The organism is Planctomonas psychrotolerans, assembly GCF_008642235.1.
GTDB lineage: Bacteria > Actinomycetota > Actinomycetes > Actinomycetales > Microbacteriaceae > Planctomonas > Planctomonas psychrotolerans.
In genome coordinates, this window is record NZ_SJEV01000001.1 from 1,270,259 (window position 1) to 1,293,732 (window position 23,474).

Annotated in this window: 23 protein-coding genes and 1 riboswitch; of the genes, 15 read left to right on the forward strand and 8 right to left on the reverse strand. The window is 68.6% G+C overall.

Annotated features, from left to right (window positions below):
• Nucleotides 1–82: 82 nt before the first annotated feature.
• Both murJ and EY822_RS05660 read right to left on the reverse strand, forming a co-directional pair.
• Complete coding sequence (murJ, locus tag EY822_RS05655) at nt 83–1,705, reverse strand: murein biosynthesis integral membrane protein MurJ (protein WP_150307375.1); 1,623 nt, start codon at nt 1,703–1,705, stop codon at nt 83–85.
• Nucleotides 1,698–3,923 (reverse strand): DUF6049 family protein, encoded by a 2,226-nt coding sequence (locus EY822_RS05660; RefSeq protein WP_150307376.1) that lies wholly within the window; start codon nt 3,921–3,923, stop codon nt 1,698–1,700. Before EY822_RS05660 ends, murJ begins: the two co-directional genes overlap by 8 nt.
• Before the next feature lie 91 nt (nt 3,924–4,014).
• Between EY822_RS05660 and EY822_RS05665 the strand changes: the two genes are divergently transcribed.
• From EY822_RS05665 to EY822_RS05695, 7 genes are all read left to right on the forward strand, one after another.
• The gene (locus EY822_RS05665; RefSeq protein ID WP_150307377.1) at nt 4,015–5,439 is read left to right on the forward strand and encodes a CCA tRNA nucleotidyltransferase; all 1,425 of its coding nucleotides are present in this window, start codon (nt 4,015–4,017) and stop codon (nt 5,437–5,439) included.
• A gap of 231 nt (nt 5,440–5,670) precedes the next feature.
• Nucleotides 5,671–6,108, forward strand: coding sequence for a 30S ribosomal protein S6 (gene rpsF / locus EY822_RS05670; protein WP_150307378.1), 438 nt, complete (start codon nt 5,671–5,673; stop codon nt 6,106–6,108).
• A gap of 3 nt (nt 6,109–6,111) precedes the next feature.
• Nucleotides 6,112–6,636, forward strand: a complete 525-nt coding sequence (locus EY822_RS05675) for a single-stranded DNA-binding protein (RefSeq protein ID WP_150307379.1) — start codon at nt 6,112–6,114, stop codon at nt 6,634–6,636.
• A 78-nt stretch (nt 6,637–6,714) separates the two neighbouring features.
• The gene (rpsR, locus tag EY822_RS05680) at nt 6,715–6,978 is read left to right on the forward strand and encodes a 30S ribosomal protein S18 (protein ID WP_150307380.1); all 264 of its coding nucleotides are present in this window, start codon (nt 6,715–6,717) and stop codon (nt 6,976–6,978) included.
• Nucleotides 6,979–6,989: 11 nt separating this feature from the next.
• Nucleotides 6,990–7,442 carry a 50S ribosomal protein L9 gene (gene rplI / locus EY822_RS05685; RefSeq protein WP_150307381.1) on the forward strand — a complete coding sequence of 151 codons (453 nt, stop codon included), beginning with the start codon at nt 6,990–6,992 and terminating at the stop codon, nt 7,440–7,442.
• A gap of 438 nt (nt 7,443–7,880) precedes the next feature.
• Nucleotides 7,881–9,260 (forward strand): replicative DNA helicase, encoded by a 1,380-nt coding sequence (gene dnaB / locus EY822_RS05690; RefSeq protein ID WP_150307382.1) that lies wholly within the window; start codon nt 7,881–7,883, stop codon nt 9,258–9,260.
• Nucleotides 9,261–9,365: 105 nt separating this feature from the next.
• The gene (locus EY822_RS05695) at nt 9,366–10,112 is read left to right on the forward strand and encodes an HpcH/HpaI aldolase family protein (protein WP_150307383.1); all 747 of its coding nucleotides are present in this window, start codon (nt 9,366–9,368) and stop codon (nt 10,110–10,112) included.
• Nucleotides 10,113–10,155: 43 nt separating this feature from the next.
• On the opposite strand, the gene EY822_RS05700 is transcribed toward EY822_RS05695, so the two are convergent.
• Entirely contained in the window at nt 10,156–11,142 is a 987-nt protein-coding gene (locus EY822_RS05700; protein WP_150307384.1) for a squalene cyclase, read from the reverse strand.
• Between the two features lie 76 nt (nt 11,143–11,218).
• A riboswitch (guanidine-III (ykkC-III) riboswitch) is annotated at nt 11,219–11,284 on the forward strand.
• Between the two features lie 10 nt (nt 11,285–11,294).
• Between EY822_RS05700 and EY822_RS05705 the strand changes: the two genes are divergently transcribed.
• Nucleotides 11,295–11,618: a DMT family transporter gene (locus EY822_RS05705; RefSeq protein ID WP_150307385.1), complete on the forward strand. Its 324-nt coding sequence runs from the start codon at nt 11,295–11,297 to the stop codon at nt 11,616–11,618.
• A 54-nt stretch (nt 11,619–11,672) separates the two neighbouring features.
• On the opposite strand, the gene EY822_RS05710 is transcribed toward EY822_RS05705, so the two are convergent.
• The 3 genes from EY822_RS05710 to EY822_RS05720 all read right to left on the reverse strand — a co-directional run bounded on the left by EY822_RS05710 (nt 11,673) and on the right by EY822_RS05720 (nt 15,886).
• Nucleotides 11,673–13,160: an NCS1 family nucleobase:cation symporter-1 gene (locus EY822_RS05710; RefSeq protein WP_150307386.1), complete on the reverse strand. Its 1,488-nt coding sequence runs from the start codon at nt 13,158–13,160 to the stop codon at nt 11,673–11,675.
• Between the two features lie 144 nt (nt 13,161–13,304).
• Nucleotides 13,305–14,156 carry an SMP-30/gluconolactonase/LRE family protein gene (locus EY822_RS05715; protein ID WP_150307387.1) on the reverse strand — a complete coding sequence of 284 codons (852 nt, stop codon included), beginning with the start codon at nt 14,154–14,156 and terminating at the stop codon, nt 13,305–13,307.
• Nucleotides 14,157–14,239: 83 nt separating this feature from the next.
• Nucleotides 14,240–15,886 (reverse strand): MDR family MFS transporter, encoded by a 1,647-nt coding sequence (locus tag EY822_RS05720; RefSeq protein WP_150307388.1) that lies wholly within the window; start codon nt 15,884–15,886, stop codon nt 14,240–14,242.
• A 71-nt stretch (nt 15,887–15,957) separates the two neighbouring features.
• Here EY822_RS05720 and EY822_RS15335 point away from each other — a divergent pair, with 71 nt between their 5' ends.
• The 3 genes from EY822_RS15335 (at nt 15,958) to EY822_RS05730 (ending at nt 17,336) form a co-directional block, all read left to right on the forward strand.
• Nucleotides 15,958–16,131 carry a hypothetical protein gene (locus EY822_RS15335; protein WP_227497053.1) on the forward strand — a complete coding sequence of 58 codons (174 nt, stop codon included), beginning with the start codon at nt 15,958–15,960 and terminating at the stop codon, nt 16,129–16,131.
• A gap of 336 nt (nt 16,132–16,467) precedes the next feature.
• Nucleotides 16,468–17,091 carry a DUF308 domain-containing protein gene (locus tag EY822_RS05725; RefSeq protein WP_227497054.1) on the forward strand — a complete coding sequence of 208 codons (624 nt, stop codon included), beginning with the start codon at nt 16,468–16,470 and terminating at the stop codon, nt 17,089–17,091.
• Nucleotides 17,092–17,093: 2 nt separating this feature from the next.
• Complete coding sequence (locus EY822_RS05730; protein WP_150307389.1) at nt 17,094–17,336, forward strand: hypothetical protein; 243 nt, start codon at nt 17,094–17,096, stop codon at nt 17,334–17,336.
• An 86-nt stretch (nt 17,337–17,422) separates the two neighbouring features.
• On the opposite strand, the gene purB is transcribed toward EY822_RS05730, so the two are convergent.
• A complete protein-coding gene (gene purB / locus EY822_RS05735; RefSeq protein ID WP_150307390.1) occupies nt 17,423–18,808 on the reverse strand; it encodes an adenylosuccinate lyase in 1,386 nt (461 codons plus the stop codon).
• Nucleotides 18,809–19,003: 195 nt separating this feature from the next.
• Between purB and EY822_RS05740 the strand changes: the two genes are divergently transcribed.
• Both EY822_RS05740 and EY822_RS05745 read left to right on the forward strand, forming a co-directional pair.
• Nucleotides 19,004–19,276 carry a hypothetical protein gene (locus EY822_RS05740; protein WP_150307391.1) on the forward strand — a complete coding sequence of 91 codons (273 nt, stop codon included), beginning with the start codon at nt 19,004–19,006 and terminating at the stop codon, nt 19,274–19,276.
• Entirely contained in the window at nt 19,273–20,766 is a 1,494-nt protein-coding gene (locus tag EY822_RS05745; protein ID WP_150307392.1) for an alpha/beta hydrolase family protein, read from the forward strand. Before EY822_RS05740 ends, EY822_RS05745 begins: the two co-directional genes overlap by 4 nt.
• Here the strand turns inward: EY822_RS05745 and EY822_RS05750 are convergent.
• Nucleotides 20,738–21,142 (reverse strand): phage holin family protein, encoded by a 405-nt coding sequence (locus tag EY822_RS05750; protein WP_150307393.1) that lies wholly within the window; start codon nt 21,140–21,142, stop codon nt 20,738–20,740. The genes EY822_RS05745 and EY822_RS05750 overlap by 29 nt on opposite strands.
• A gap of 97 nt (nt 21,143–21,239) precedes the next feature.
• On the opposite strand from EY822_RS05750, the gene EY822_RS05755 reads away from it, so the two are divergent.
• Nucleotides 21,240–22,340: a histidinol-phosphate transaminase gene (locus EY822_RS05755; RefSeq protein WP_227497055.1), complete on the forward strand. Its 1,101-nt coding sequence runs from the start codon at nt 21,240–21,242 to the stop codon at nt 22,338–22,340.
• 9 nt (nt 22,341–22,349) lie between these two features.
• Nucleotides 22,350–23,474, forward strand: a complete 1,125-nt coding sequence (locus EY822_RS05760) for a thiamine pyrophosphate-dependent dehydrogenase E1 component subunit alpha (RefSeq protein WP_150307395.1) — start codon at nt 22,350–22,352, stop codon at nt 23,472–23,474.

Genomic DNA, 23,474 nt, shown 5'->3' on the forward strand with positions numbered 1-23,474 from the left:
CGGGGACGCCCGGCCATCGGGGGGTACAACGCTCCCACGCTATCCGCTATTCCGGGCGGGCAGGCGGCGGGCGGCCGCGTCGTCAGGGATCGAGGCGGCGCAGGCGGGCGATCACCGGATTCGCCAGTGTGGCGAATTCCGCGGAACGCATGAGGCGCAGGATGGCGAGGTAGACGACGGTCATCACCGTGCCCACGACGATCATGGTGACGAGCGCCCCGACCACGCTGGAGAGGGCGAGCCCGTCCGCGCGGTTGCCGCCGAGGGCCACCAGGGCGATGAATCCGACCAGAGCCGACACGATCGCGGCCACGGTGAACTGCACGAGGCTGCGGAGGATGCGGTGCCCGTCGAGCGAGCCGAGCCGCTTGCGCAGCAGGTACGCCGCCAGCAGGGCCTGGAGGCCACCCGTGATCGTCGATACGACGGCCAGCCCCACGGCGATCCACTCCACCGGAAGGAGGGTGCACAGGAGCGCGCCGAGGATGAAGAGCACCACCTGGAAGAGCGTGAAGAAGAACGGTGTCTTCGTGTCCTCGAGCGTGTAGAAGGCCCGTTGGATCATGAACAGCACGCTGAACGCCGTGAGACCGAAGAGGTAGGCGATCAACACGTTCCCGAGACCCTGCACGTTCTCGAAACCCGATTCGAAGACCCGGCTGAACGGATACGCCACGACCACGAGCACGGCGGTGGCGAGCACGATGATCATGCCGATGACCCGCACTGCTGCCGAGAAGTCGGATCGCACGGCCGTGAGGTCGTTGTTCGACGCGTGCTCGCTCATCCGGGTGAAGTAGGCCGTGGCGATCGACACGGTCGCCACCGAGTGCGGCAGCATGAAGATGAGCCACGCCGTCTGCAGCGCGGCGATCGACGCGGCCACGCCGAACGCGAGGTTCGCGACATTGGTCTGCACCACTCCGGAGATCTGCGTGATGATCAGCATCCCGAGCGTCCAACTGGCGATCCGGCCGGCCTTGCCGAGACCCACGCCGCGCCAGCGGAAGTCGGGGCGGTACTGCAGGCCGGCGCGGCGCCAGAAGTAGAACAGGATGAGCGCCTGCGCCGCCACCCCGGCGGTCGCGCTGCCGCCGAGCACGGCGATCTTGTCGACCGTCCACTCCGCGAGCGGGCGGGAGCCGTCGGGGTCGGCGCCGAACAGGAGGCTGAACACGCCGAGTCCGGCGATCGCCACCACGTTGTTCAGCACGGGCGCCCAGGTGAACGGGCCGAACGACCCGCGTGCGTTGAGCACCTCACCGAGCACGGCGTACAGGCCGTAGAAGAAGATCTGCGGCAGGCACCAGAACGCGAATGCCGTGACGAGGGCCAGTTGCTCCGGTCCGAGGGTCACACCGTAGAGGTAGGCGATCGCGGGTGCGGCGGCGGTGGCCAGCACCGTGGTGCCGGCCAGGATGACGAGGGCGATGGTGACGAGTCGGTTGATGTAGCTTCGGCCGCCGTCCGCATGCTTGGCAGCCCGCACCACCTGGGGCACCAGCACCGCGTTCAGCACACCGCCCGCCACGATCACGTAGATGTTGTTGGGCAACTGGTTCGCGTTCCCGAAGGCGTCGGCGCTCGCGCTGCCGACCACACCGATGGTCTGGGCCAGCACGATGATCTTCACGAATCCGAGCACCCGGGAGACCAGCGTGCCGGATGCGAGGAGCGCGCTGGCGCGACCGATTCCACTAGCCATCGGTGTTCCCCCCTGATTCACGATCCTGCCTGCGGCGGTTCCGGACGCTGCGCACGAGGCCGAAACCGAAGAGGAGCGCGACGGCGAGCCCCAGAATGACGATCGCGACATTCTCCCATCCCGCCCGGATCTCGGCGTCCACCAGGCGCGTCTCGCCGATCTGCACGAGCGGCGGGGTGTCCGAACTGAACATCGTGATGGCGATGGTCGACCCGCCGTTCGAGACCGAGCGGGCGGGGAGTCGAGCCAGGCCCGTCGCATCGGGAGGCACCGTGACCGTGGCCGATCCCTCGATCTCGGCACGCGAATTCAGGGATCGACCCGTGACCGTCACGGTGACCGGCTGGTCGAGGTCGTTCTCGACGCGTACCGGCAATTCGACGTTGTCACCGACGATCTGCAGGGTGCTCGATTCGCTGATCCGCACCGATCCGAGAATCTCCGCGGCGTCCGCCTGGGTCGCCGCCACGGCGTCGGTCCACCCCGGCAGGGCGTCCCGCCAGCCCACGGACAGGAGGGCCAGCATCTGCAACCGCAGTTCGCCGGTCAGGAGCTCCGGGCGTTCGAGGATGGTGGAGAACGCGGCCACCGCCGTCTCGGTGGCGAGGAGCGCGGCGGCGGCGGCCCGCCGTTCCTCGACCACCGGCGAGTCCACCAGGGTGGCGGTGACCGGATCCGCCGCCATCGCGATGGCGAGAGGTGCCGTGTTCGCCCAGCCCAGCGCGCTTACGGTGGCAAGCACCTCCGCCACCCGGGGGCCGGCCGCCCAGCCGCGATCGAGTGTCGCTACCACCGAGTGGGTGTTGCCGGGCTGTTCGCGCGTGATGGTGGCGAGAACGGCGGCGATCCGCGAGACGGTGTCCTGAACCTCGACGTCGCTGCTGGCGGATACCGCTGCGTTCAGCAGCGCCGAGAGATCGGTGTCGGCGACCAGTACCGACATGTCACCCACCTCGGCGAGGGGACCGGGAGTGGCCGACGAGGGGAGGTCGACGTTGGCCTCGTCGAGCACCGTGGTGGTGATCCCGCTCGCGGCGAACGCGGCGAGATCGGGGGAGATGACCGTGTTGGCGGCGGGCCAGCCTATGCCGCTTCGGGTATACGACCACGCGAGCAGGTCTTCGGTGCTGGGGGCGAGGTCGGCGGGGGTGCCTGTCTCGCCCGTGGACTCCGGCCCTTCCGTGGTCTCCGGCGACGGCGTGCTCTCGGCACCCGTTCCGCTGCTCAGCGGATTCTCGGTGTCGTCCTGGCCCACGGCGTCGTCGTCCCCGATGTTCTCCTCGACCTCGGCCGGCGGGGTTTCGAAGCGGGCGGGATCGACCTCGTGGTCCAGAGTGATCGGTGCGAGCAGTCCGGGTGCTCCCGATTGAGACTGCAGGGCGAGGTCCGCATCCGCATACGCGAGGGGGAATATCTCGTTGGACGCGCTGGCGAGTCGCTCCAGCCAGGCGACGGCGCTGGGGGGCGCGTCCGAGCCGAGGACGCGGATGGATGCGGGGATGCGGGGGTCGAGGCCCACGGCGATGTTGGGCCGCGCGAGGATGGTGCCCAGCTGGAGGGTCAGGGTGCCTGCCGGTTCGGTGAAAGCGGCGAGGGCCTCGGCGTCGATGAGGCCGTCGGCCGTGGGCGGCACGGTGAGCGGCACCAGCACGGCCACGTTGGTGGGGGAGTAGGACGACGACGGCGACCAGACGACCGTTCCGCGCCCGGTCGCATACTCGGTGCCCTCGATGAGCAACCGGCCGGCGAGACCGCGGGGCCCGAACGCGGATGAATAGGTGCCGAGGCCCAGGGAGTCGGCGGGTACGGGCTCGGCGGTCACCGTGGCCGTGGTGCCCGGTGCGATCAGCGGCGTCGCCACGCGGGCGATGCGGATTCCCGGCCGACTGTCGGCACTGTCGGGTGCGAGCCACTCGGTCACGTTCTCGCGCGAATCAAGCACGGACCGATTCAGGTACACGTCCACGTCCCCGGGTTCGAGCGGGGCGTCCGTGCCATTGGTGATCGACACCGTCACGTCGAGGGTGTCCTCCGTACCGAGTTCGGCCGAGGCGGGGAAGATTCGCAGGGTCACGCCCTCGACCGCACCCCTCGCCGGGGTCGCCGGTGTCACGACCGACGCGAGAACGAACGAGCACACGAGGGCGGCGACGACGAGCGCGGCACTGACGAACCTGTTCGGGCGTCGGCCGGCGCACGATTCCGGCACGGCCTCCATTCGTCCGATTCTAAAGGGCGGTCGATGGGGAACCTCGGTGCGACGCATCGGGAGCGCGTCCGGCGATGCTGCTCCGACCTACACTTGCTGGATGCAGAGCGTCGCAACGGCATTGGCACAGTTGGACGCCCTCGCGTCGTCGCCCGCCGTCTCGACCCTCTCCTCCGCGTTCCGCGCGGCGGGATACGAGTTGTCGCTCGTGGGCGGACCGGTGCGGGACGCTTTCCTCGGACGCGTGGCCACCGACATCGACTTCGCGACCGACGCCACGCCCGACCAGGTACTCGACATCGTCGTTCCTCTCTCCGACGCGCACTGGGACATCGGGCGGCAGTTCGGCACGATCGCCGCTCGACTGCACGGGCAGACCGCCGAGATCACGACCTACCGCACGGACGCGTACGACGGGGAGTCGCGCAAACCCGAGGTGGAGTTCGGCACCCGTCTCGAAGACGATCTCGAGCGCAGGGACTTCACCGTCAACTCTCTGGCCCTCCGATTGCCCGACATGGTGCTGGTGGACCCCTGCGGGGGAGTCGAGGACCTGTTGGCCGGGGTGCTCCGCACTCCGGCGGCACCCGAGCGATCCTTCGGCGACGACCCGCTGCGCATGCTGCGTGCCATCCGGTTCGCGGCCCAACTCGGTTTCGAGGTGCACGAGGAGGCGCTCGCGGCGATCACGTCGATGGTCGACCGCATCGACGGGATCTCCGTCGAGCGGGTGAACGAGGAGCTGTCGAAGCTGCTCCGCACCGATGAGCCGCGCGCCGGCCTCCGGCTCCTGGTCGAGACCGGGCTCGCGGCACGGGTGCTGCCCGAACTGCCGGCGCTGCAGTTGACCCAGGACGAGCACCACCATCACAAGGACGTGTACGAGCACTCGCTCACGGTGCTCGACCAGGCGATCGAGCTGGAGAAGAGCCGGAACCCGGGCGAGGCACCGGATCTCGTGCTGCGCCTCGCCGCCCTGCTGCACGACATCGGCAAGCCGGCGACCCGACGCCTCGAGCCCGGCGGAGTGGTGACCTTCCATCATCACGACGTGGTGGGCGCGAAGATGGCGAAGAAGCGGTTGCGGGAACTGCGGTACGACAACGACACCGTGCGCGACGTCGCCCGACTCATCGAGCTGCACCTGCGGTTCTTCGGATACACCGAAGGAGCCTGGACCGACTCCGCGGTGCGACGCTACGTGCGGGATGCCGGGGACCAGCTCGACCGCCTGCACATCCTCACCCGCGCCGACGTGACCACACGGAACACCCGCAAGGCCGATCGCCTCTCGTTCGCCTACGACGACCTCGAGGACCGGATACGCGACCTGCAGGAGCAGGAGGGTCGGGCGGCGCTCCGGCCCGACCTCGACGGCGAGGCGATCATGGCGGTGCTCGGGCTCGCCCCGGGACCCGACGTGGGTGCCGCCTACCGTTTCCTGATGGAACTCCGGCTGGACGAGGGACCGCTCGGCACGGAGGAGGCGACTCGTCGCCTCCTCGCCTGGTGGAGCGAGCGCTGACCCTCACGGCCCCGGTCTCCATACGGTCCCTGAGCTCGTCGAAGGGATGCACTACGGCGCCTCGGCCACGGGCCGGACCCTCCTCGCGGTTGAGGCCAGTCCTCCACATCGGCTAGGCTGTACAGGTTGTCCGCGTGCCGGGTTCTCCGGCCTCCGCGGCTCAACGATGCGATATACCCTCCTGTTGCAGATCGTCTGCAACCGTTTTAGTCCGAAGGAGGTGGGTTAGTCATGCATCAGTACGAGTTGATGGTCATCCTCGATCCCGAGATCGACGAGCGCACCGTGGCTCCGAGCCTCGACAAGTTCCTCAACGTAATCCGTAACGACGGTGGCACCGTCGACAACATGGATGTCTGGGGACGCCGTCGTCTGGCGTACGAGATCAACAAGAAGACCGAAGGCATCTACGCCGTCATCGCGCTCACCGCGAACCCCGACGCCACCGTGGAGCTCGACCGCCAGCTGAAGCTCAGCGAGGCCGTCATGCGCACGAAGGTGCTGCGCGCGGAGGAGGCGATCGCCCAGGTCGCCACCGCGAAGGAGCTCGCCGAGCAGAAGGCGGCCCGCAAGGCCGCTGCGACGGGCCGCTCCGCCGCTCCGACGGCCGCCGTCGCCGGTGCTCCCGCAGCGCCTGCAGCCCCGGCCGGAACCTCGGAAGGCAACTAGCTCATGGCCGGCGAAACCATCATCACCGTGGTGGGCAACCTCACCAGTGACCCGGAGCTGCGGTACACGCAGAACGGTCTGGCGGTCGCCAACTTCACCATCGCGTCCACTCCGCGCACGTTCGATCGAGCGAGCAACGACTGGAAGGATGGCGACGCGCTCTTCCTCCGCGCGAGCGTCTGGCGCGAGTTCGCCGAGCACGTCGCGAGTTCCCTGAGCAAGGGCTCTCGCGTCGTCGCCACCGGTCGACTCAAGCAGCGCTCGTACGAGACCAAAGAGGGCGAGAAGCGCACCAGCATGGAGCTGGAGGTCGACGAGATCGGCCCCTCGCTCCGCTACGCCACCGCGCAGGTCACCCGCGCGTCGGGCGGCGGTAACGCGGGTGGCGGCAGCGTCGGCGGCGGCAACCGTGGCGGATCGTCGAACCAGTCGGCCGACGAGCCCTGGGGCGGCCCCGCGCAGAGTTCGTCCTCTTCGGGCGACGGCTGGAGCAATCCCGGCGCCTTCAACGACGAGACCCCGTTCTAACGGTCCCGTCCCCTTCACAAGTCAACGATCTCTTGCGCGGCCGCAGCGGCCGTCGGGGATAGGAAAGAAAGACTCATCATGGCAGGAAAGAGCAGCGGCGACCGCCGCAAGCCGATCCGAAAGGGTAAGGACGGCAAGAACGCCGCCCCGGCAAAGTCAGTTCGCGTCGGTGTCATCGACTACAAGGATGTCGCCACGCTTCGCAAGTTCGTTTCCGAGCGCGGAAAGATCCGCGCCCGCCGCATCACCGGTGTCTCCGTGCAGGAGCAGCGTCTCATCGCCCGCGCAGTCAAGAACGCGCGTGAGATGGCACTGCTTCCCTACGCAGGCTCAGGCCGTTAGGGGTTAGTGCAATGTCCAAACTGATTCTCACGAACGAGGTCTCCGGACTCGGTTCGGCCGGAGACGTCATCGACGTCAAGAACGGCTACGCCCGCAACTACCTCATCCCCCAGGGCTTCGCTGTTGCGTGGTCCCGCGGTGGCGAGAAGCAGGTCGAGCAGATCCGGGCGGCCCGCACCGCTCGCGAGCTTGCGACGATCGAAGAGGCGCAGGACCTCAAGGCGAAGCTCGAGGCCCGACCGATCAAGCTCGCCGTCAAGGCCGGCCAGGGCGGTCGCCTGTTCGGTTCGGTCAAGACGAGCGACATCGCCGACGCGGTCTCCGCGGCCGGAGTGGGCACGCTCGACCGACGCAAGATCGAGATCGCGAACGCGATCAAGCTGACGGGCACGCACGAGGCGACGATCCGCCTCCGCGACGAGCTCGTGGCGACGATCACCCTGCAGGTCGTAGCAGCCAAGTAGCACGTTCCGCAAGTCGAATAGCGGTGGGGAAACCCACCGCTATTCGGCGTTAACGGGCGGGGAAACACAAGATTTGTGCACAGGCCCGGCACGGTTATCCCAACCTTCAACCATCGCTGCAAGCTTGTTTCTACACACAGGTGGGGGAAACTTCGGGTGCCGGTCAGAGGCGTATTCAGAGCGAGAATTGTTCTGTTGTGCACAGATCTATCCACATGCTTTGCACACGAACGGCGGCGTGTCGCCAAAGTTACTCACAGCCGTGTCCACAGGGCCATTTGGTCGGGACCTCGGCCGATCCCTAGGGTGGGGCAGCGTCCCTTCGAGAGGCACTCCAGCTCGGGCAGGACGCACCGGCGGGTGGCTGTCGGGGGTAGCTGTTAGACAGCAGTGAGGCTCGAATATCTGCCCCTCGAAACAACGGAAGGAACGGCCCGCGTGTCCATTGCTCATCTCGGTCTCGCCTCGGAAAGTCAGGGCGCGGAACGGCGGTCGGGGCCGGAGCGCACGCCACCGCACGATCTTCTCGCCGAGCAGAGCACCATCGGCGGAATGCTGCTCAGCAAGGACGCGGTAGCCGACGCCGTCGAGTCGGTGCGGGCGATCGACTTCTACATCCCCAAGCACGAGATCATCTTCGACGCGATCCTCTCGCTGTACTCCCACGGCGAGCCCACCGACGTCATCGCCGTCACCGACGAGCTCACGAAGACGGGCGACCTGGCCCGAGCCGGCGGCGCCGACTACTTGCACACGCTCACGAGCGTGGTGCCGACCGCCGCCAATGCCGGCTTCTACGCGTCGATCGTCGCCGAGAAGGCCGTGCTCCGACGCCTCGTCGAGGCCGGCACCCGCATCGTGCAGATGGGCTACGCCAGCGAGGGCGAGGTCGTGGACCTCGTCAACTACGCGCAGGCCGAGATCTACGGGGTGACCGGCGGAGTCGAGGCCGAGGACTACGTACCGCTGACCGACGCCGTGACCGCAGCCATCGACGAGATCGAGGCGGCAGCCGGCAAGGACGGGCAGATGACCGGTGTTCCCACCGGTTTCGCCGACCTCGACCAGCTGACGAACGGCTTCCATCCCGGCCAACTGATCATCGTGGCCGCGCGCCCGGCTCTCGGTAAGTCGACGCTCGCGCTCGACCTCGCCCGCGCAGCGTCCATCGGCCACGACATGCCGTCGATCTTCTTCTCCCTCGAGATGGGCCGCAGCGAGATCGCGATGCGGCTGATGAGCGCCGAGGCATCCATTCCGCTGCAGAACATGCGCAAGGGCACGGTCGACGCCCGCGACTGGACCACCATCGCGCAGACGCGCGGCCGCATCAACGACGCCCCGCTCTACATCGACGACAGTCCCAACATGACGCTCGTCGAGATCCGGGCCAAGTGCCGCAGGCTCAAGCAGAAGGTCGGGCTGAAGTTGGTCGTCATCGACTACCTGCAGCTCATGACGAGCGGCAAGCGCGTCGAGTCCCGCCAGCAGGAGGTCAGCGAGTTCTCTCGTGCACTGAAGCTGATGGCGAAGGAGCTCCAGGTGCCGGTCATCGCCCTGTCGCAGCTGAACCGAGGACCGGAGCAGCGCGCCGACAAGATGCCCGCCATTTCCGACCTCCGGGAGTCGGGCTCGCTCGAGCAGGACGCCGACATGGTGATCCTGCTGCACCGGGAGAGCGCCTACGAGAAGGAGAACCCGCGGGCCGGTGAGGCGGACTTCATCGTCGCCAAGCACCGCAACGGGCCGACGGGCACCATCACGGTCGGTTTCCACGGTCACTTCTCGCGCTTCGTGGACATGCCCCCCGGGCACTAGCCGCACTGTTCGCCCGGAGCGACGCCGTCGCGGCCTGATGTCCGAAGGTTGCGGCGACCGATCTCGGCGCGCGCGGGAGCGCGCCACCGGGCGTACGGTTCCGGTATGAGCGGGCGAATCGAGTACGGGGCGTTCAGTTTCGCCGGATCAGGTCCGATCGTTGCGGGCCTCGCCGCATCCGGGCTCGACTGGGTGTGCATCGACGCCCAGCACGGTCGGTGGAACGACGACTCGGTGCTCACCGTGCTCGACCTCGTGCACTGGACGCCGGGGGCCGATGCCACCCGGATGTACGTGCGCCCCCGTGCCCTCGACTTCGGTCTCATCGGCCGGGCCCTCGACGCCGGAGCCGCCGGAATCATCGTCCCGATGGTCGACAGCGTCGACGACGCCCGGCGAGCGGTGGAAGCGGCCCGCTTCCCACCCCTCGGACGCCGAAGTTTCGGTCCGATCCGAACCCCGTTCGGTGCACCGGACGACCTCGAAGCGGCCAACGCGGGCGTCATCGTCGTGCCGATGATCGAGACCGTCGGGGCGCTCGATCAGGTCGAGGACATCGCCGCCGTGGACGGGGTGGACATGCTGTTCGTCGGTCCGTTCGACCTGTCCCTCGCGCTCGGCACGACGGTCGATGCGCTCCTCGCCGACACGTCGCCGGGGAATCCGCTCGACCGGATCGCCGCCGCGGCGGACGCTGCCGGGGTGCGCTTCGGAGCGTTCGCCGGGTCGCTCGATCGGGCGCGCGCGTTCCAGGACAGGGGCGCGGACTTTCTCTCGGTGATCAGCGACCTCGACGCCGCGGTCACGGGCGCCCAGCATGCGGTGCGCGCCGTTCGGGACGACGGCCGGTAGCGGGGACACCGGACACCGAAGCTCATCCGCAACCCGGGACGGGTCAGCGCGAGTCGCCCCGCTGCGCCGCGTCCCACCAGTCCAGCACGCGCGTGGCGGAAAGGGTCAACCACTTCGACGGCTCGCCGACGTCCACGTCCACCTCGAACCACACCCGGCCAGGATGCCGCCGCTCCTGCAGCCAGGTGCCATCCGGTTGCCGGGCGCCACGGATCTGCTCGATCGCATCGGCCATCCGCGGATCCGGCGACCTGCCGTCGAGCATGGCCGCATCGCGGAAGTACTCGGCCGCGTTCAGCACGCTGTAGAACCAGCGGAACGGATAGGCGAACCGCGACACCCACGGCGCGACCGGCTCGCCGGTCGAGAGACGCGTGGAGAGGCGGCGGCTCAGCAGGTACTCCTCGCCGCCGCGCCGGGCATCGCGGACGTCGTCCGAGCTCCCGGTGCCGGACTCCGCGACGAGCAACCCCTTGAGCACGTTGAGCGTGGAGTGGAACGACGACACGGTGGACCCCTCCACCCACTCGCAGTTCCACCCGCCGTCGGACATCCGGTGCTCGAGGAGCCACGAGGTCAGCCCCGAGACATCGGCGCCGAGCCAGGTGCCGTTCGCCACCGTGTACCCGTTGATGCAGCAGTCGACCTCACCGCCCCAGTAGGGCAGGTCGTCGTACTCCCACCTCGAGTTCGCGGCGATGCGCTCGGCCGTGTCTCCGAGCACCGCGGCGTCGACCCCCCACTCCCTCAGGGAGTTGAGCGACCAGGTCGTCGCCGTCCACGGTTGACCAGCATCATCCGCGGCTTCCGGACCGGCGAAGTCGAAGTCCGCGGGGAAGTACGCCCCGCCCGCCCACTGTCCGTCGGCATCCTGAAGAGCGAGGAGCCGCGCACCGAAGCCCTCCGTCGCTACGCGGGCGCGTGTCGCCCGCCATACCGACTCCGGAGCACCCGCGAGGTCGCGCTCGACCTGCCAGCGCAGTGCGGGATCGGAGTCGAGCAGCCAGCTCAGCACGTCGTCGCTCACCATGGCGCAACGCTAGCCCCGGGCGAAGGCGCATCGCTAGACGCAGGTTCCACCGACCCGCTCGTTGCTACACTGACGGCTGGCCCGCGGCATCCGCGGCCCCGGACGACGGTTCAGTACCCGGACTGCGACAAGACTGGCCAAGGAGCCGTGTCATGTACTGGATCGTCCTCGTCCTCTCCGGTGTGCTGGAAGCGGTGTGGGCCACGGCCCTCGGCAAGTCGGAGGGGTTCACCAAGCTCTGGCCGAGCGTCACCTTCGGGGTTGCGCTGGCGTTCAGCATGGCCGGCCTCGCGTTCGCGATGCGCGGCATCCCGATCGGCACCGCCTACGCCGTGTGGGTGGGCATCGGAGCGGCACTCACCGTGACCTGGTCGATGGTGACGGGGGACACCAGCGTGTCCTGGCTGAAAATCGCGCTGCTCGTCGGGCTGATCGGCTGCGTGATCGGCCTCAAGCTCGTCGAGGATGGCGCCTGACGCGACGGGCGTTCGCGGCGTCGACGGCGCCTCCTTCACCAGCGCGTTCCGTCGTCAGGCGTCCGAGTCGCTGAACTCGATGACGTGCGTGCGCATGACGAGCAGGTGGAGCGCGCCGCCGAGCAGCGCACCGATCACCCACGCGAAACCACTGAGAGCCGCGAGCGCCGGAACCCACACGGCGGACACGGAGAAGATGGCCGCCACCAGGAAGGCGAGAATCGCCCGGGTGTTCCAGCCGCGGGAGAAGTAGTACTTGCCGGTCTGCGCCGGTGAGTACAGGTCGGACACATCGAGGCGCTGCTTCCGCAGCAGGTAGTAGTCGGCGATCATGATCCCGTACAGCGGGGCCAGCACGGCTCCCAGCGTGTCGACGAACGCGGGCAGGCCCACCTGGCTGATCACCGACACCCAGAATGCTCCGATGAAGAACGCGATTCCGGCGGCGATGTACCCGCCCTTGCGGAAGCTCACCCGCTGCGGCGCCAGATTGGAGAGGTCGTACGCCGGAGGAATGAAGTTCGCGACGAGGTTGATGCCGATGGTGGCGACGAGGAACGTGAGCGCCGCGATCACCGTGAGCGGGACGCTGCCCGTCAAAGCCACGATGTCCGCCGGATTGGTGAGCGGCTCGCCCTCGCCGCCCTGGTAGACGATGTATGCGCCCGCCGTGATGAACAGGGAGAGGAAGGTGAAGAAGGCGAGACTCACCGGGAGGCCCAGGAGGTTACCGCGCCGCATGCCCTTCTGGGTGCGGGAGAAGCGGGCGAAATCGCCGAAGTTGATGATCACGGCGGAGAAGTAGGCGATCATCGTGCCAATGACGCCGACGAACGCGAGCACCGCCGCCCAGCCCTGCACGGAGTCGTTGTCGAAGATGCTGCCCACGGCGGGGAGTAGCCGGTCACCCGCCTGCATCCAGATGAAGGCGAGCAGCACGATCATCACGACGTAGACGGCCGGGCCCGCGAAGTTCAGGAACTTCTCGATCCAGTCGATGCCCCGGATGAACAGCACCACCTGGATCGCCGACACGATCACGTAGGAAACCCAGTCGACCGCCGTCATCCCGAGGAAGGTGCCTCCGCCCGGCGTTCCGAGGATGGCGTTGAGGGCGAGCGCCACCGCGGTCGACGCGAAGTACGTCTGCGCGCCGTACCAGAAGATCGCGACGATTCCGCGCACCAGCGCCGGGAACTGGGCGCCGCGGATGCCCATGCTCGTCCGCGCCATCACGGGGTAGGGGATGCCGTACTTGACGCTGGGCGTGCCCGACAGGTTCACCAGGAACATCACGAACACGCCGGCGAGCACGATCGCGGCGAACACCCACCACCCGCTGATGCCTGCGGTGATGAACAGGCTGGCTGCGAGGGTGTAGCCGGCGAGGCTCTGCACGTCATTGGTCCACACGTTGAAGATCTCGAATGATCCCCAGCGTCGACGGGATTGCGGAAGCGGCGCGAGGTCCTCGTTGTAGAGCGACCCGTGCGGGTCAACCAGGTCGTATCCGGTCCGAACGGCGTCCTTCTCGAGCGTCATGTCTGCCTCCTCAGCACCGGATGCCGCTCGATCGAGCGGGCCCGTGACGCAACGCTAGGAGCGGGAGGTTCGGGGCCCGTTTCGCGAGTGTGACAAGTGCGTTTCGGCGGGACCGGATGCGGGGGGAAGTGAGGGCGGGAATGCTCAGCCGGCGAACGCGAGCACCGGCTTGCCCGGAACGGGCACCGTCACCCGGAAGAGGGCACCGGCGAGCGGGTCGGACCCGGGCTCCATGCCCTCCTGCGACGTGGTGATGTACAGCTCGGTCAGCTCGCTCCCACCCAGCGTGCACGCCGTCACCTGCGGAGTGGGCACCTCGACCACCTGGTCGAGCACGCCATCCGCCGTGTACCGGTGCACGCGGCCGCCACCGTTCAGCGCGACCCAGACGCCGCCCGCGGAGTCGGCGGTGAGCCCGTCGGGGCGGCCGTCCTCGTCCGCGATCCGTACGAAGGTGCGCCGGCCGGTCAGGCCCGCGTCGCGGTCGTAGTCGAACAGGGCGACCTGCTTCGTGGCGGTGTCGTTGTAGTAGGCGAGGCGCCCGTCCGGGCTCCAGTCGAGACCGTTGGACACGGTCACCCCGGTGAGGATGGTGTGCACCGACCCGTCGGGGTCGAGTCGGTACAGCGCACTCGCACCCTCCTCCTGGTCGTACGCCATCGATCCGCAGTAGAAGCGCCCGTCGGGGTCGCATGCCCCTTCGTTCATACGAATAGAAGAGTCGTTCCACACCGGGGGGAGCGCCGATATCGACCCATCCGCGTTCTCGAGCGCGAACCCGCGCTCGATCCCGATCACCGCGCCACCGCCCTGTCGCGGTCGCACGACCGCGGCGATGTCACTGCCCACGGAGTGCCGTGCGATCGACCCATCGGCGGCGAGGGAGAGCACGTCACCCGCCAGCATGTCGACGAAGCGCAGCCCGCCCCAGCTCGGGGACCAGACCGGCCCTTCACCGTGGTAGGCCACGGACTCGGTCACCTGTTCGGCTCTCATGGCGCACTCCTTCGTTGTGATGGTGGACGCACGGCGACCCCGCACCCCGCAGGGTGGCGGGGCCGCAGCACCGTGGGACGAGGCTAGCCGGAGCGGCCACTCCGTGCGAGGGAACGGTCGCCGGCGGGAGACGCAGCGGGAGCGTCGGTGGAGGAGATGGTCAGGTTGCCCTCCCCGAGGGCTTCCGCGGGCACGTCGCGCTGGATCGAGGTGGCGAGCGGCTCTTCGCGCACGAAGAGCAGCAGGACGAACGCGAGCAGGGCGAGCGGCACCATGTAGAGGAACAGCGGGGTCAGCGCCTCGTTGTACGCGGTGGTGATGATGGAGCGGATCTCTTCGGGCATCGCCGCCACGGAGGCGGGCGTGAGCGAGTTCGACGGGCTCTCGCCGGTGCCGGGCGTCGCGGGAAGGCGTTCGCTCAGGATGCTGGTGAGGCGCGTGGTGAACAGGCTCCCGACCACCGCGCTGCCCAGTGAGGCGCCGATCTGCCGGAAGTAGTTGTTCGAGGCCGTCGCCGTGCCGACCTCGCGTACGGGGAAGGTGTTCTGCACGATGAGCACGAGGATCTGCATGCTCGTTCCGAGGCCGATTCCGAGCACCGCGATGTACACGCACAGCATCCACAGCGGGGTGTCCGTGCGGAGCGTCGACAGAAGGAACAGGCCGAGGGCGACCACGAGGGAACCGACGATCGGCATCCACTTGTACCGTCCAGTCCTGCTGACGACGACACCGGCGACGACCGAGGTGATGAGCAGTCCTGCCATCATCGGAATCATCAGGAGGCCCGCCTGGGTGGCGTCCACACCGAAGGCCATCTGCAGGTAGGTGGGCAGGTAGCCGATGGCACCGAACATCGCGATCCCGGTGAGCAGGCCGGCGGCGGTGGTCAGGTTGAAGTTCCGCTTGCGGAACAGGTGCAGCGGGATGATCGGCTCTGCGGAGCGGCGCTCGATGATGACGAACGCTCCGGCGGCGACGAGGGTCAGGACGATCAGCCCGAGGATGGTGGGTGAGGTCCACTGGAAGTCCTTGCCGCCCCACGACGCGATCAGGATGAAGGCCGTGGTGGTCACCGCGAGGGTGATCATGCCCGCCACGTCGATCTTCGGCCTACTGGTCGTGCCCTTCGGCAGGTGCAGGAAGAAGATGGTCGCGAGGAGGGCCAGGACCCCGAGGGGAACGTTGATCCAGAAGGTCCAGCGCCAGCCGATGCCCTCGGTGAACCAGCCGCCGAGGAGCGGCCCGGCCACCGATGACACGGCGAAGACGGCGCCCATGATCCCCATGTACTTTCCGCGCTCGCGCGCGGGCACGACGTCGGCGATGATCGCCTGGGAAAGGATCATCAGGCCGCCCCCGCCGAGGCCCTGGATGACCCGGCCCACGATGAGCCAGTTCATGTCCGCGGCGAGCGCACCGACCACGGACCCGGCCACGAAGAGGGAGATCGCGGCGAGCATCAGGCCCTTGCGGCCGATGAGGTCGCCGAGCTTGCCGTAGACCGGCATCATGATCGTCGACGCGAGGATGAACGCCGTCATCACCCACAGCATGTGGTCGACGCCGTTGAGTTCACCGACGACGGTGGGGAGGGCGGTGCTCAGCACCGTCTGGCTGAGGGACGCGAGCAGCATCGACAGCATGAGCCCCACGAAGAGCAGGACGATGCCCCGCGTGGAGTCGGCGGACTGCTTGCCCCTCGGGCGAGCGGGTGTTGCGGTTGTCATGAGACCTTTCTGATTACCTGAAGAAGCAGTTCCACCGCGGAGACGAAGACAGCGTCGCTCTGGCTGCGCCCGTGCTGCGCCCGCGCACGCAGAGCGGACCGCACCGGGCCGGCGCACAGCATGACGAGCATCGAAGCGGCGAAATCGATGTCGATCTCGGCGGGGTCGAAGGTGCGGGGGGACCGCAGGCGTTCGGCGACGACCGCACTGATCCGCTGTTCGAGTACGAGGAGGCGGGGGTCTGAGCACGGCTGAGCTCGGGATGGCGACGCAGCACCTCGGTGCGGCGCTCGGCCGATGTCTCCTCGCCGAGGGCGGACGAGATGGTCCGGGACCAGCGCGGCCACGCTGACGAGGAGTTGGTCATCTGCGACGTCGGCGAGGGTGAACGCGGCGGGCGCGCAGAGCCTCGTCCTCGCATGAACCCGCCACCATCACCTCTATAGTTTTGCAGAATCTGCAATTTTACACAAGTGCAAATCTATACCTTATGCATGGAAAGTCACCGGGAGGCCGGGCTCGGGCGGCCGTTCAGGAGACAGCCGGTAGGCTGAGGGCTTCGCAAGAGGAGAGGTCGTGTCGTGTCCGTGGACCACGTCGCGCTCGGGATGAGCTACTGGCGCGTGCCACTCGCCCGGGCCATCCCGGCGCTCGCGCTCGCCGCGGTGACGACCTTCTCCACCGGCCATTCCGCCGATTTCGGTCTGCTCACCTTCGGTGTCTTCGCCGTCATCACCGGTGCGGCTACGGGCGTGCTGGCGAGGGCATCCATGCCGACGGGTCGACCGCGTACCGTGCTGCTCGGACAGGCGGCGATCACGCTGGGCGTCGGTGTCGTGGCGCTTCTCGCCTCCTCCGCCGGTCTGCTGTTCTATCTGTACCTGGTGAGCGTCTGGGCCGTGGTGACCGGGTTCCTCGAGCTCTACGCCGGGCTCTCGACACGACGACGGCTCACTGCTGCGCGCGACTGGATCGTATCCGGCGCGCTCACCGCGCTGGTCGGAATCGTCTTCCTCGTGCTTCCGCCCGACTACGCCCAGACCTTCCGTGCCGACGGTGGCATCGACGGGGTCGTCACCGCATCCGTGTTCGGCGTGGGCCTGCTCGGTGTCTACGGCGCCATTCTCGGAGTGTTCCTCATGATCGCCGCCCTCTCCCTGAAGTGGGAAACAGTCAAGCCCGTGCCTGCCCGAGGAGAGAACTGAACGTGGTAACCCCCAGTCGCAAGGACCGCCTCCGGCCGCTCGAGCTGGTCGGATTCTCCTTCCTGCTCGCCCTGTTCACGGGGGTCGTCGTGCTCGTGAGCACCCGGGACTTCGTGCTGGCGGGCATCTTCCTCGGCATCGTCTTCATCGCCTCGCTCGTCGTGCTGGCGATGCTCACGCTCACCATGAAGCCGAACCGCTCGGAGCTCACCGACCTGGACGAGCAGGACCGCTCCGGACACTGACGCCGGGCTCGGGCTGCACACCACGCCTCGGGCTGCACACCGCCCGCAGCGTGCCGCGTCTCCGGGGGCGTGCGCTCGGCGCCGCGTCAGCGCTCGATGTGGGCCACGAGGTCCGAGGCGAGTCCGGCGTAGCCCGCGGGCGTCAGCTCGAGCAGGCGGCGCTTCGCGTCGCTCCCGATGTCGAGACCGGACACGAACTCGCGCAGGTCCTCGCCCGAGATTCGCTTGCCGCGGGTCAGCTCCTTCAGCACGGCGTACGGATCGGCGATCGAGCTGCGACCCGCCACGATCTCGGCCCGGATGACGGTCTGGATCGCCTCGCCGAGAATCTCCCAGTTGCCGTCGAGGTCCGCCGCGAGCAGCGCGCGATCCACGTCGATCTCGGTGAGCCCGCGAGCGATGTTGTCGAGAGCGAGCAGCGAGTGGCCGAACGCCACCCCGATGTTCCGCTGACTGGTGGAGTCGGTCAGGTCGCGCTGCAGACGCGAGGTCACCAGGGTGCCGGCCAGCGAGTCGAGCAGCGCGCTCGACAGCTCGAGGTTGGCCTCGGCGTTCTCGAAGCGGATCGGGTTGATCTTGTGCGGCATCGTCGACGAGCCGGTGGCGCCCGCCTGCGGGATCTGCCGGAAGTAGCCCAGCGAGATGTACGTCCACACATCGGTGCACAGATTGTGCAGCACCCGGTTCGCGTGCGCGATCCGCCCGTACAGTTCGGCCTGCCAGTCGTGCGACTCGATCTGCGTGGTGAGCGGATTCCAGGTCAGTCCGAGCGACGACACGAACTCCCTCGACAGCGCCGGCCAGTCGACATCCGCGTCGGCGGCCACGTGCGCCGCGAAGGTTCCGGTGGCGCCGCTGAACTTGCCGAGCACCTCGGTGCTGTCGACCGCGGCGAGGATGCGCTCGAGACGGTGCACGAACACCGCGAGCTCCTTGCCGAGGGTCGTGGGGGTTGCCGGTTGGCCGTGCGTGCGGGAGAGCATCGCATCCGACCGGAACTCCACGGCACGGGCCCGCAGCGCCTCGACCACCGTGCGAGCCTTGGGCAGCCAGACGTCGCGGACCGCCGACTCGACGATGAGGGCGTAGGACAGGTTGTTGATGTCCTCGCTCGTGCAGGCGAAGTGCGTCAGCTCGGCGATGCCGTCGAGCCCCAGGGCGGTGAGCCTCCGGCGGACGAGGTACTCGACCGCCTTGACATCGTGCCGGGTGGTCGCCTCCAGCGAGGCCAACTCGTCGATCTCGGCCTGACCGAAATCGGACACCAACCGGCGGAGGTCGGCCTGGGCCTCGGCGGGAAGCGTCGCCGACCCGAACAGCTCGCGGTCGGTGAGGAAGATGAGCCATTCCACCTCGACGTGCACACGGGCGCGATTGAGTCCTGCTTCGGAGAGGTGCTCGCCGAGCTCGCGCACCGCGGGGTAGTAGCGGCCGTCGAGAGGACTCAGCACCTGCGGGGGAAGCGGGCTCATGGACATCGATCTCCTAGTCGCGAGGGGCATGCCGCGGTCGATCCACCCGGGACGGGCGTGCTTCCCATTCTGTCAAGAACGGGCTCCGCTTCTGCACAGGTGGTCGAGGGCCGGGGAGTTCCCCGGATCGGTCGATCCGGGAGTTCGTCGCTTCCCGTCGGCGGCACCCTGTTGCGGGAACCGGAAGGAGGCGGCGTGACGGCGGTAGAAGGGGCGGATCCGGTGCTTGCGCGCCACCGCATGGTGCTGGAGCAGCAGCGGGACGCACTCCGGCACCTCATGGCGATGATGACGGATCTCCGTCGCACGGTCCCGCGGAACGCCGGTGAATGGCGGTCCCTCGCGTCCCGGCGCTACACGGAGCGATTGCTGCACCTCGACGACACCCTCGAGAGCGCCGTCCGGGAGTTGGCCGGCGGGGCATCGGCGGCGAGCGTGGCTCTGGCACGGCTGGGAGCGCCACGGTGAGCGACACGCTCCTCGTCGGTGGAGGCGGAAGCACCGCCGTCGCCACGGACGACCTGTTCGAGCAGGCGCAGGCGTTGGAGCGTCTGCGGCAGGACCTCGTCGACTGCAGGCGGCGACTCGCGGGCTGGCCGTTCGGCGAGGAGATCGACGCGCGTGTGACGCAGAGCGTGCTGTGGGCGGCGGGGGCGATCGACGAGGCGGCGGCCGAGTGCGAAGACCTGGCCGCGGGACTCCGCCGGTCGGCCGAGCGGTACGGCGCGCTCGAGCGCTCGCTGTCTCGGGTGCAGCGGGATCTCGGTGCCGACGCCGCGTACGTCGCCGGGATGGTGCTGCCCGGCCTCGTCGCCCTGCACGGTCCGGCGATCGCTCTCGGCCTGCTCAGCGCGGCGGCGGGCGTCACCATCGCCGCGGGCGGCCCCGATCGGGCGGGAGCGGCGCTGCTCGACTGGCTGCGCGCCAATCCGCGCGTCACCAACAATGCCCTCGTGGCGGGGCTCGTGCGCACCGGCGTCTCTTCGATCGACGACTTCGGGATGGGCGCGGTGTACGTGCCGCCCTCCGCGCGCGCCGTACTGGGCGAGAAGGGTCTCGGGCTCCTCGGCGTGCCGGAGACCGGTGCGGTGCTCATGGCCGGTGCGGCGGGCTGGGGAGTGCTGCGGGAGACGCCCGTGCGGGTGCACCGGGTGGGAGACGCCGGGGCGAGGTCGTCGCCCTCCCCGCGCGTCGCCGCACCGCGCGGGTTCGGCGACCTCGCCGCCCGGGTACCGTCGGCATCGCCCGGCGGGGCCCAGGTGCGCATCGAGCGGTACACCGGCGCGGGAGGCACGCCGCGATACGTGGTCTATGTCGGAGGCATGGTCGATTCGTCAATGCGTTCCCGGCGGGAACCCTGGGACGCCACCTCGAGCGTGCGAGCGGTGACAGGTCAGGACGCCGGGGCGGTGCGGGCCGTGGAGAGCGCCATGAAGCAGGCCGGGATCGGCTCCCGCGACCCGGTCCTGATCACGGGCTACTCGCTCGGTGGCGTCGCGGCGCGCGAGGTGACGGAGCGCGGGGGCTTCACGGTCTCTCAGGTGGTGACTCTGGGATCACCGGTGGGGCAGGCGGCCGCACCCGACGGCGTTCCCGTGGTCACCGTGGAGCACACGGAGGACGTGCTCGCCGCCCTCGGCGGCCATCCGCCCGCGGGTGACGAGACCGCCGACCCGCTCGTCGTGCGGCGCTCGGTGATGGATGCCGACCGCGCGCCGTCGGACACCGTCTTCGCCGCTCACGCGCTCGAGGACTACCGGCATACCGCGGAACTGATGGACTCCTCCGAGGAGGCGCGACTGGTGGCGTCCCGCGAGGGGGTCGCGACGTTCCTCGAGGGGACGACTGCCGAGTCGGTGACGTACTGGCGGGCCGACCGGGTGATCCCGGATGCCGGTACGGGCACCGAACTCGGCACCGGTTCCGGGCTCAGTCCCGCGCGCGGGAACGGGAGGTGAGGGGTCGGAGAAGCAGACCGATGATCCAGCTGAAGATGGCCATGAGCAACGCACCCAGCACTCCCCACCAGAAGCCGTCGACCGTGAGACCGAAGCCGAGCAGGTCGGAGATCCAGGCCACGAGCAGGAACAGCAGGCCGTTCACGATGAGGGCGATGAGGCCGAGAGTGAGAATGTAGAGCGGGAACGCGACGATCTTGATGGCGGTGCCGATCACGCCGTTCACGACGCCGAAGAGCAGACCGAGCAGCAGATAGGTGAGCACCGTCGCGAGGGTGTCGCCGGGCGGATACGGCACCACTCCCGTGCCCGCGACGATCTGGGTGGTGAGCCACAGCGCCAGGGCGTTGACAACCGTCGAGATCAGGAACTTCATGCTCCCACTATGGCATCGCCCCGGCGTCCTCCGGCATCGCCCGAACGACGACAGCGGCCCGGATGACGATGGCCCGGCCCCTCTAGACTGTGTCGTCGTGAGCCACCCGGAGGTGCCGACAGTACGACTGAGGCCGGAGATCGTCGCATTGCCCGCCTATCGCCAGGGCAATCCTGCCTCCGAGGACGCATTCAAGCTCTCCTCCAACGAGAACGCGTACGAGCCGCTGCCGAGCGTGCTCGCCGCCATCGATGGAGTTCGGTCCATCAACCGGTATCCGGATGCCGCCGCGAGCGCCCTGCGACACGCGCTCGCCGCCCGCCACGGCGTGACCGAGGACGAGGTGCACGTCGGTGCCGGGTCGGTGTCGCTGCTCGCCCAGCTCATCTCCGCCGCGGCTGGACCGGGCGACGAGGTCGTGTACGCCTGGCGGTCGTTCGAGGCGTACCCGGGTCTCGTCACGGTGGCCGGGGCCACGAGCGTCCGGGTACCCAACACCGAGAACGGGGCGCACGACCTCGACGCGATGGCGGCGGCGGTGACGCCGCGCACCCGGGTGCTTCTCGTCTGCAGCCCCAACAACCCGACCGGCGCCGTGGTGACGGCCGACCGGTTCGAGGCATTTCTGAGCCGCATGCCGTCCGACGTGCTGGTGCTGCTCGACGAGGCCTACATCGAATTCGTGCGCGATCCTGCGGCCGTGAACGGCATCCCGCTGCTGGCGCGATACGCGAACCTCGTGGTGCTCCGCACCTTCTCGAAGGCCTACGGACTCGCCGGGCTCCGGGTGGGCTATGCGGTGGGGCCTGCCGCCGTGCTGAACGCCGCCCGCTCCACCGCCATACCGCTCTCGGTCACCGCGCATGCCACCGTCGCGGCACTCGCGTCCCTCGCCGCAGAGCCGGAACTGCTGGACAGAGTGGAGCAGATCGTGCGGTTGCGCGAGCGGGTGACGGAAGCGCTCTCCGACCAGGGCTGGCGGCTTCCAGCGACGCAGGCCAACTTCGTCTGGCTGCCCACGGCAGCGGACACGGAACGCGCCTCAGCCGTGCTCACCGAGCACGGCATCGTGGCGCGCGCGTTCGCCGGGGAGGGCATCCGGATCAGCATCGGCGAGCCCGAGTCTGTCGGGAAACTCCTAAAGGCCACGGGGGAGATTGTCCAGACCCTCACGGGGGAGCACCCGGCGCGCCGGTAGGTTAGTCGAATGGCGGAATCCGAAACGACGGTGTCACTGCTCTCGAAAGAGGGCGCACTGCAGCCCAGCGAATCCGCGGAGGAGTTCCTCCCCTACTTCGAGCGGCTCACCGAAGACGACTACCGGCAGTTCTTCACCGACATGTCGGTGATCCGGGCCTTCGATGTCGAGGCGACCAACCTGCAACGCCAGGGCCAGCTTGCGCTCTGGCCGCCGAGCATCGGCCAGGAGGGTGCGCAGGTCGGTTCCGCCCGGGCCACCCGCGCCCAGGACCACATCTTCCCGGCCTACCGCGAACATGCGGTCGCCATGATCCGGGGCGTCGACGTGCTCGGCATCATCGAACTGCTACGCGGCCATACCCACGGCGGCTGGAACCCCGCGGAGACGAACTTCCACCTCTACACGCTCGTCATCGGGTCCCAGACGCTGCACGCCACCGGATACGCCATGGGCGTGAATCTCGACGGCGCGTGCGGCACGGGGAACCCGGACACCGACACCGCCGTGCTGGTGTACTTCGGCGACGGTGCCACGAGCCAGGGTGACGTGAGCGAGGCGTTCGTCTTCGCCGCGAGCTACCAGACGCCTCAGGTGTTCTTCCTGCAGAACAACCACTGGGCCATCTCGGTGCCCGTCTCCACGCAGTCCCGTGTTCCCCTCTATCAGCGGTCCCGCGGATTCGGAGTACCCAGCACGCAGGTCGACGGCAACGACGTGTTCGCCAGCTACGCGGTCACGGCGAAATACCTCGACGACGCCCGGTCGGGTCGCGGACCGGGGTTCATCGAGGCGCTCACCTATCGCATCGGCGCGCACACCACGAGCGACGACCCGACCAAGTACCGCAACTCCGACGACCTGGCGTACTGGATCGAGCGCGACCCGATCGCCCGGCTCGAGGCCTACCTGCGCGGCCTCGGTGCGGACGACGCGTTCTTCGCCGGGGTGCGCGAGGAGGCCACCGACTTCGCCGCCGACATCCGCCGCCGCACGCTCACGTTGACGTCGCCGTCCGTGGACAAGATGTTCGATTCCGTCTACTCCGAGCCGCATCCGGTGCTCGCTGAACAGAAGGAGTGGCTGGAACGGTACGAGGCGACCTACGCCGACCCCGCGGCCGGAGGGAACTGA